General features: G+C 76.1%; 7 protein-coding genes. 1 reads left to right on the top strand and 6 read right to left on the bottom strand.

Annotation, left to right across the window (positions count from 1 at the left end; all coding sequences use genetic code 11):
- Positions 1-1,814, bottom strand: a 1,814-nt coding sequence (locus tag ABZV78_RS22150; protein ID WP_355641310.1) for a diguanylate cyclase, incomplete at its 3' end; no start/stop codon positions are given.
- Between the two features lie 153 nt (positions 1,815-1,967).
- Positions 1,968-4,103, bottom strand: a complete 2,136-nt coding sequence (ligA, locus tag ABZV78_RS22145) for an NAD-dependent DNA ligase LigA (protein WP_355641308.1) — start codon at positions 4,101-4,103, stop codon at positions 1,968-1,970.
- Positions 4,104-4,402: 299 nt separating this feature from the next.
- Here ligA and ABZV78_RS22140 point away from each other — a divergent pair, with 299 nt between their 5' ends.
- Positions 4,403-5,020: a type II toxin-antitoxin system PemK/MazF family toxin gene (locus ABZV78_RS22140; protein WP_355641306.1), complete on the top strand. Its 618-nt coding sequence runs from the start codon at positions 4,403-4,405 to the stop codon at positions 5,018-5,020.
- 73 nt (positions 5,021-5,093) lie between these two features.
- On the opposite strand, the gene ABZV78_RS22135 is transcribed toward ABZV78_RS22140, so the two are convergent.
- The 4 genes from ABZV78_RS22135 to mnmA are packed head-to-tail and all read right to left on the bottom strand — an operon-like array spanning position 5,094 to position 8,685.
- Positions 5,094-6,122 carry an ADP-ribosylglycohydrolase family protein gene (locus ABZV78_RS22135; protein ID WP_355641304.1) on the bottom strand — a complete coding sequence of 343 codons (1,029 nt, stop codon included), beginning with the start codon at positions 6,120-6,122 and terminating at the stop codon, positions 5,094-5,096.
- Between the two features lie 26 nt (positions 6,123-6,148).
- Complete coding sequence (locus ABZV78_RS22130; protein WP_355641302.1) at positions 6,149-6,517, bottom strand: VOC family protein; 369 nt, start codon at positions 6,515-6,517, stop codon at positions 6,149-6,151.
- 35 nt (positions 6,518-6,552) lie between these two features.
- On the bottom strand, positions 6,553-7,557 hold the full coding sequence (locus tag ABZV78_RS22125) for a methionine synthase (protein WP_355641300.1): 1,005 nt from the start codon (positions 7,555-7,557) through the stop codon (positions 6,553-6,555).
- A gap of 54 nt (positions 7,558-7,611) precedes the next feature.
- On the bottom strand, positions 7,612-8,685 hold the full coding sequence (gene mnmA / locus ABZV78_RS22120) for a tRNA 2-thiouridine(34) synthase MnmA (RefSeq protein ID WP_355641298.1): 1,074 nt from the start codon (positions 8,683-8,685) through the stop codon (positions 7,612-7,614).

Raw genomic sequence — 8,685 nt, 5'->3', positions numbered from 1 at the left:
GCACCACCGCGCTCCGGGCGGTCGGCGGACCCGGTCCCGGCCGGGCCGCCGGGCGCCGCAGCGGGCCGGCCGTGGGGTGCCGCCTCGGGCTGCTCCACAGGTACGGTCACGGCCGCACCACCGAGGGCCGGGGTGAGCCGCTCCCCGTCGCCGGGCGCGGTGGCCGGGTTCTCGGCGGTGGCCGGGCGCGCGGCCCGGCGGCGGATCGGGTCGGCGCCGGTGACGATCCGGTTGATCAGCTCGTCGTCGTGCCGCACCTCGACCCGCTCGCGCCGCCGCAGCCGCCACCGCCCCGACCGCTCCAGGGCGCGGCGCGGCGTCGGATGCGCCGGGCCGGCGTTGTCGGTGGACCCGTCGCCGGTTCGCGTCCCGCCGGCCCGCCCGCCGTTGCGGGGCAGGGCGTCGGCGGGGGCCGGCCGCGCCGCCGGGGCGGGCAGGCCGGGCGCCGGATCGAGGGCCGCGCCGTCGCCGCCGCGTACGCCGGTCGGCTCCTCGGCCGGGGCCGGCGGCCCGGACTCCAGCACGCGGCGCAGGTCGGCCAGGAGGCTGAGCCGCTCGGCGGAGTTGTGGTCGGACTCCGGCGCGTAGACGGCGACGGTGTCGTTGCGGTGCTTCGCGTCGTACATGGCCACGTCGGCGTGGCGCATCAGGGTGGCGAAGTCCTCACCGTGCTCGGGATAGAGGGCGATGCCGATCGAGCCGCCCACGTCCAGCGGCAGGCCGTCCAGCGGCACCGGCTCGGCGAGCGCGGCGACCACCCGGCCGGCCCGCTCGCGGGCCTGGTCGGTGCCGGTGAGCCGCGGTACGACGATGGCGAACTCGTCGCCGCCGAGCCGCGCCACCAGGTCCTCCTCACCGACCACCTCGATCAGCCGGGCGCTCACCTCGACCAGCAGCCGGTCCCCCACCGCGTGCCCGAGCGCGTCGTTGACGTGCTTGAACCGGTCGAGGTCGAGCAGCAGCAGGGCCAGGTGGGCGTCCGGCTCGCCGCGGGCGGCCCGCTCGGCGTGCAGGTGCACCTGCTCGGCCACCTCGGTGAGCAGGGCCTTGCGGTTGGGCAGCCCGGTCAGCGGGTCGAGGTCGGCGAGTTGTTCCCGCTCGGCGGAGAGCCGGGCCATCCGGTAGACCGCGAACAGCGGGACCAGCACCAGCGGGATCAGCGCGGCGCTGGCCCGGGCGGCAGCCACCAGCACCGGGGCGAGCAGCAGCAGCGAGCCGGTGGAGAGCAGCTCGTAGGCCAGGCCGAGCCGGATGCTGGGCCACCAGCGGTCGCCGAACCGCAGCCGGATCGCGGAGCTGACCAGGCCGTAGTTGACCACGAACCAGGCCGCCGTGGCGCCGCCCACCGCCGCCACGTCGGTCCAGTGCAGCCGGCCGCCGTCGAAGAGCTCGCCCGGGCCGAGCCGGGTGACCGCGTACGCGGCGGCCAGCGCGCAGGCGTACTGGGCGCCGTTGAAGGCGGTGCGCCAGCCGGCGTAGCCGAGCCGCCAGCCGGAGACGGCCACCGCCACGGCCTGCACGGCGACGGCCGGCCCGAGCCCCCAGCCGAGCAGGATGGCGAAGGTGAAGCAGGTGGACGGGAAGACCGCCGAGGTCTGCCGTCGACCGGGCGGCACGAAGGGGCGGGCGTCGCAGGCGACGGCGAGCGCCGCCATGGTCCAGAAGGCGGCCGGCAGGTGGGGCAGCTCGTCGGGGAGCGCGGCCAGCGGCGCGGCCGAGACGAGCAGGGCCAGGACGCCGACCACGCCGACGAAGCCGAAGAACGGCCCGGTCCGCCCAGGCGGGACGGAGTTTCGCGGGTCGCCGGTCTCCATCGCACCTCCCGGGATCGGCCCCTGGCGCGCGCCGTCACACGCCGTACGCCAATGAAACGCCCTCGGTGCCGAATTCCCCGACACGACAGTCACGAATCGGTCGCAGTCGTAATTAAGTTGGAATGCGCGGCAGGCGCCGCCGCGAGGACCGGGTCAGCCCTCGATGCGGGCCACCTCCCGGGCCGCGTCGGGGCCGGACTCCAGCAGCACCCGGAAGCCCGCCTCGTCGAGGATCGGCAGCTTGAGGCCGGCCGCCTTGTCGGCCTTGGACCCGGGGTTGTCGCCGACCACCACGAAGCCGGTCTTCTTGGAGACCGAGCCGGTGACCTTGCCGCCCCGGCTCTGGATCGCCTCGGACGCCTGGTCGCGGCTGAACCCGGCCAGCGTGCCGGTGACCACCACGGTCACCCCTTCGAGCGGGCGCGGCCCCTCCTCGCCGGCCTCCTCGGCCATCCGCACGCCGGCCTCGGCCCACTTGCGCACCACCTCGCGGTGCCAGTCGACGGCGAACCACTCCTTGATGCTGGCCGCGATGGTCGGGCCGACGCCGTCCACCGAGGACAGCTCCTCCTCGCTCGCCGCCTCGATCGCCTCGATCGAGCGGAAGTGCCGGGCCAGCGCCTGGGCCGCGGTCGGGCCGACGTGCCGGATGGAGAGCGCCACCAGCACCCGCCACAGCTCCCGCTCCTTGGCCACGGCCAGGTTGTCGAGCAGCTTGATGGCGTTGCTGCCCAGCGTGCCGTCCTTGTTGACGAAGAACGGCGAGCGGGCGAGCTGCTCGGCGTCCAGCTGGAACAGGTCGCCCTCGTTGGTGATGATCTGCCCGTCCAGCAACGCGGCCGCGCTCTTCATGCCGAGCGCCTCGATGTCGAGCACCTTGCGGCTGGCCAGATAGAAGACCCGTTCGCGGATCTGGCCCGGGCAGGCAAGCCCGTTGGGGCAGCGGATGTCGACGTCGGCCTCCTTGGCCCGCGCGAGCGGGGTGCCGCAGGCCGGGCACGTGGTGGGCATGACGAACGGGCGGGCGTCGGCGGGCCGCAGGTCGACCACCGGGCCGAGCACCTCGGGGATGACGTCGCCGGCCTTGCGCAGCACCACCGTGTCGCCGATCAGCACCCCCTTGCGCTCCACCTCCTGAGCGTTGTGCAGGGTGGCGTACGCGACGGTGGAGCCGGCCACCTTGACCGGCTGGAGCAGGGCCCGTGGCGTCACCCGGCCGGTCCGCCCGACCTCGACGTCGATGTCGAGCAGCTTGGTGGTCACCTCCTCCGGCGGGTACTTGAAGGCGATGGCCCAGCGCGGCGCGCGGCTGGTCGAGCCGAGCCGCCCCTGGATGGAGACCGGGTCGACCTTGACCACGACGCCGTCGATCTCGTGCTCGACGTCGTGCCGGTGCTTGCCGTAGTAGGCGATGTATTCCGCGACGCCGGCCAGGTCGGGCACCACCCGCCACCGGTCACTGGTGGGCAGCCCCCACGCCTGGAGCGCCGCGTAGGACTCGGACTGCGCGGCGGGCTGGAAGCCCCGGCGGGCGCCGATGCCGTGCACCACCAGGCGCAGCGGGCGGGAGGCGGTGACCCGCGGGTCCTTCTGGCGCAGGCTGCCGGCGGCCGCGTTGCGCGGGTTGGCGAACGGCGCCTTGCCCTGCTCGACCAGGCCGGCGTTGAGGTCTGCGAAGCCGGCCACCGGGAAGTAGATCTCGCCGCGCACCTCGAGGAACTCCGGCACGTCGGGGAAGTCGTCGGACGGGGTGAGCCGGGACGGCACGTCCCGGATGCTGCGCACGTTGGCGGTGACGTCCTCACCGGTGCGCCCGTCGCCCCGGGTGGCGGCCCGGACCAGCCGCCCCTTCTCGTAGGTCAGGTTGATGGCCAGGCCGTCGACCTTGAGCTCGCAGAGGTAGGGCACCGTGCCACCGGCGTCCCGCTCGACCCGCTCGGCCCAGGCGGCCAGCTCCTCGTCGGCGAAGGCGTTGTCGAGCGAGAGCATCCGCTCGGCGTGGGTGACCGGGGTGAAGTCGGTGGAGAAGGTGCCGCCGACGCGCTGGGTCGGCGAGTCGGGGGTGCGCAGGGCCGGGTATTCCGCCTCCAGCGCCTCCAGCTCGCGCAACTGCTTGTCGAACTCGGCGTCGGAGATGGTCGGGGCGTCCAGCACGTAGTAGCGGTACTGGTGCTCGGTGAGCTCCTGGCTCAGCGTGGCGTGCCGCTCCCGCGCCTCCGGGGTCGGCTCGGCGCCGGCCGCCGCCTCCTGCGCGGGGCTGACCGCCTGGGGAATCGCTTCTTCGGACACCCTGCCGCCTTCGGACACCGCTGTCGACCTCCCGTGATCGTGCTACCCCCGCACCGTAGCGGTCGGGCCTGACAACCGCCCCCACCCCACCGATCCGTTCCCGGCGATCATGAGGTTGGCGGCAGCGAAGCGGACATTCCACCCCGTCAACCTCATGATCACCGGGCGGCTCCGGGCCGGGGCGGAGCCCGGGGCCGGGCCCGGGGTCGGGTCCGGGTCGCGGTGCCGGGCGGTGGGGTGGTCGGCGTGGGACGATCGCCGGGCGGTGTGGGCCGGGACGGGCGAGAGGCGGGGTGCGGATGCGCGACGGGCTGCTGTGGGCGGCGGTGATCGTGGGCTGTGTCGCGGCCGGGTGGCTGTGGGGTGAGTGGCGACGCCGGGCCGCGGATCGGTCCACGGACGCGGGTCGGCGCGCGGGGCGCCGGGACGGGCGGCCGGGCGCGGCGGACGGCCGCACCGGGACGGCAGCCCGCCCCGACAGCGGCACGCGGCCGGGGCGCCGCGGCTCCCGACCCGGCGGTCGACCCGACGGGGAGCCGGCGCGGGGGCGTACCGGCGGGGCGCCGCGGCCGCGGAACGCCGGGCGGGGCCCGGCGGAGACGCCCCGGCCCGGCGAGATCTGGTGGGCCGATGTGCCCTACGCCGACGGGACCGGCTCGAAGGTGCGCCCCTGCCTGGTGCTGCGGGTCGACGGCCGGGACGCGGAGGTCCTGAAGATCACCAGCCAGGACAAGTCGGGCCGGGACGACCACCTGCCGATCCCCACCCGGAGCTGGGACCCGGACGCCGACCACGACAGCTTCCTGGACATCAGCGAGCCCATCCCGGTGCCCCGCACCGCCTTCGAGGACCGGGCCGGCGCCTGCGACCCCGACCTCTGGCGCGGCATCCGCCGCCTCCCGCACCTGACCGCCTGACCTGCGCCCCCGGCGGCGTTCAGGGCGCCGAACGCGACCGGCGCCTCCGGGCGGCGTTCAGGGCGCCGACCGATCAGCGGGCGGCGGATCGGTCGAGCGGGGTGGCGAGGGCAGTGAGCTGGTCGGCGTACTCGATGCGGGCGGACCACTCGGCCGGCCAGGCCGCCATGCCGTGCGCGGCGCCGACGAACGCGCCGGCCAGGGCGGCGATCGAGTCCGAGTCGCCGGCCGTGGTGGCGCCCCGGGCCAGCGCGCCGACCGGGTCGTCGGGGTGCCGCAGCGCGCAGAGCAGCGCCGTGGCCAGCGCCTCCTCGGCGATCCAGCCCTCGCCGGTGAGCCGGCACGGGTCGCCGCCGTCGTCGGGGCGGGCCAGCGCCGCGTCGAGCCGGCCGAGCACGCGCAGGCACTCGTCCCAGCCCCGGGCGATGAACTCCGCCGGCGTCGACTCGCCCGGGCGCTGCCACAGGTCGCCGAGCCAGTCGTCCCGGTAGACCGTGCGCTGCGCGTGGGCGCGCTCGGTGAGCAGCACCGGCAGGTCGGGCAGCGCGGCGCCGTCGCGCAGCAGCCGGACCGCGTACGCGGTCAGCTCGCTGGCCGCCAGGCCGGTCGGGTGGCCGTGGGTCAGGCCGGCCTGGAGCTGGGCCAGCCCGGCCAGCGTGTCGAGGTCGACCTCGAGCAGCCCGACCGGGGTGACCCGCATGTTGGCCCCGCAGCCCTTCGAGCCGGCGACCGTCGCGTCCTGCCAGCGGGTGCCCCGGTCCAGCTCGGCGCAGGCGCGCAGGCAGGTCATCCCGGGGGCGCGGTTGTTCTCCGGGCTGACCGCCCAGTCGAGGAACCGCCGCCGCAGCAACGGTTCCACCGCCTCCGCCGTGAAGACCGGCGCGTCGTGCAGCGCCCAGGCCACCGCGAGCGCCATCTGGGTGTCGTCGGTGACCAGCGCCGGGTCGCCGGTCAGCTCCCGGGGGCCGGCCGGACCGTAGCGGCGGACGATCTCGGCGACGGTGAGGAACTCGGTGGGCTTGCCCAGGGCGTCGCCGTAGGCGAGGCCGAAGAGCGAGCCGGAGGCGCGGCGCGGGGCGGAGTCGATCACGGTGCTGATCATGCCCCGCCCGCGCAAGCCCCGCCCGGTCAGTCCCAGCAGAGGCAGAACGGGTGCCCGGCCGGGTCGGCGTAGACCCGGAAGCCCTCGCCCTCGCCGGGCAGCCGGCGCGCGCCGAGCGCCAGCGCCGCCTTCTCCGCGGCCTCGATGTCGTCGACCGTCACGTCGAGGTGGAACTGCTGCGGCCGCTCCGGGTCGGGCCAGTCGGGGGCACGCAGGTTGAGCGCCTTCTGGAAGGCGAGACGCGGCTGGTGGCCCGGCCGGCCGCCGAGCACCACCCACTCGTCACCGTCGGAGTTGTCCTCGATCAGCGGAAGGCCGAGCAGCTCCGCGTAGAAGCCGGCCAGCGCACGCGGATCGGGGCAGTCGATCACCACGGAACGCAGCTGTCCAATCATGCCGGTCATCCTGCCCCCGGGGTGCGACAGGAAACCTATTCCTCGGCGAGCCGGCGGCCGGCGTCCCGGCAGGCGGCGAGGACCGCCCGCACATACGCCGGGGTGGCCCCGGCCAGGCCGCAGGCGGGGGTGACCACCACCTGCTCGGCGAGTTGGCGGCGGGGGAAGCCGAGCTGGTCCCAGACCCGGCGTACCCGGTCGGCGACCTGGGCCGAGGTCGGCGCGCGACCGGCCGGCGGCGGCAGCGCGGGCGCGGCGCCGGCCAGCAGCCCGAGCCCGGCGTCGATCGCCTCACCGAGCGGGTCCAGGTCGGTGACCAGGTCCAGGTCGAGGGCGACGCCGACGGCCCCGGCGGTGCGGATCAGCTCCAGCGGCACCTCCGGCGCGCAGCAGTGCACCACGGTGGGCACACCGGCCGCCTCGATCACGCCGCCCAGCAGCGCGCGGGCCACCTCGGACTCGACCGCCCGGTAGGTGCCGAAGCCGCTCTCGGTGGGCACCCGGCCGGCCAGCACCGCGGGCAGCGACGGCTCGTCGAGCTGGAGCAGCACCGCGGCGCGCGGCAGCCGCCGGGCCACCGCCGCGACGTGTCCGCGCAGCCCCTCGCCGAGCGAGCCGGCGAGGTCCCGGACCGCCCCGGGGTCGCGCAGCAGCCGGCCGCCGATCGGCAGCTCCAGCGAGGCGGCCAGGGTGAACGGGCCGGCGGCCTGGACCTTTACCGGGCCGGCGTACTCCTCGGCCTGCTCGGCGAGCTGGTCGAGGTCGCGTTCCATCAGGTCGCGGGCGCGGCGCAGGTCCTTGCCGGGGCGCGGGGCGATCCGCCAGCGGGCCGCGTACAGCTCGACCGGCAGCTCGACGAGGAGGCCGCCGGTGCGGCCGATCAGGTCCGCGCCGGGGCCCCGCGCGGGCAGCTCCGGCAGGTGCGGCAGGGCGGGCAGCTCGCCGAGCACGACGCGCTGCGCCTCGGCGACGTCGGTGCCGGGCAACGACCCGATCCCGGTCGCCGCGCCCGCACCCCACGGCCAGGTCGTCTCACTCACCGCCGCAGCCTATCCACCACCCCGCGCACCGCACGGAGGGATCTCCGCGAGGGCTCAGCCGGTGATGGTGGCGGAGCCGAGCACGACGTCGCCGGCCGGGTCCGGGCGGTAGGCCACGATCGCCTGGCCGGCGGCCACCCCGCGGACCGGGCGGCGCAGGTCGGCGTGCAGCCCCGCGGCGTCCAGCGACACCGTCGCCGGCACCACGTCGCCGTGCGCCCGGAGCTGCACCTCGCACTCGATCGGCCCGTCCGGGCGCGCCCCACCGGTCCAGACCGGGCGGGTGGCCCGCACCTCGGCGACCTCCAGCGCCTCGGCCGGGCCGACGGTGACGGTGTTGGTCTTCGGGGTGATGGAGAGCACGTAGCGTGGGCGGCCGTCCGCGGCGGGCCGGTCCAGGTGCAGGCCGCGCCGCTGCCCGACGGTGTACTGGTAGGCGCCCGTGTGGCTGCCGACCACCGCACCGGTGAGCGCGTCCACCACCTCGCCGGGGGCCTCGCCGAGCCGCTGGGACAGGAAGCCCCGGGTGTCGCCGTCGGCGATGAAGCAGATGTCGTGCGAGTCCGGCTTGTCGGCCACGGCGAGCCCGCGCCGGGCGGCCTCCGCGCGCACCTCGGCCTTGGTCGAGTCGCCGAGCGGGAAGATCGACCGGTCGAGCTGCGCCCGGGTGAGCACGGCGAGGACGTAGGACTGGTCCTTGGCCGCGTCGACGCTGCGGCGCAGCAGGCCGTCCGCGCCGAGCCGGGCGTGGTGGCCGGTGACCACCGCGTCGAAGCCCAGGGCCACGGCCCGGTCCAGCACCGCGGCGAACTTGATCTTCTCGTTGCAGCGCAGGCACGGGTTCGGGGTACGGCCGGCCGCGTACTCGGCCACGAAGTCGTCCACCACGTCCTCGTGGAACCGTTCGGCCATGTCCCAGACGTAGAACGGGATGCCGAGCACGTCGGCGGCGCGGCGGGCATCCCGGGAGTCCTCCAGGGTGCAGCAGCCCCGGGCGCCGGTGCGATAGGTCTGCGGGTTGCGGGCCAGCGCCAGGTGCACGCCGGTCACGTCGTGCCCGGCCTCCACCGCGCGGGCCGCCGCCACGGCGGAGTCCACCCCGCCCGACATCGCCGCCAGAACCCTCAC

It is taken from the genome of Micromonospora sp. NPDC004540 (genome assembly GCF_040610095.1).
GTDB lineage: Bacteria > Actinomycetota > Actinomycetes > Mycobacteriales > Micromonosporaceae > Micromonospora.
This window is presented reverse-complemented; position numbering and strand designations above follow the sequence as displayed.

Excerpts from the sequence above, each read along its gene's own strand:
- ABZV78_RS22140 (WP_355641306.1), top strand. The coding sequence starts at position 4,403 with ATGCGCGACGGGCTGCTGTGGGCGGCGGTGATCGTGGGCTGTGTCGCG.
- ABZV78_RS22135 (WP_355641304.1), bottom strand. The coding sequence starts at position 6,122 with ATGATCAGCACCGTGATCGACTCCGCCCCGCGCCGCGCCTCCGGCTCG.
- ABZV78_RS22130 (WP_355641302.1), bottom strand. The coding sequence starts at position 6,517 with ATGATTGGACAGCTGCGTTCCGTGGTGATCGACTGCCCCGATCCGCGT.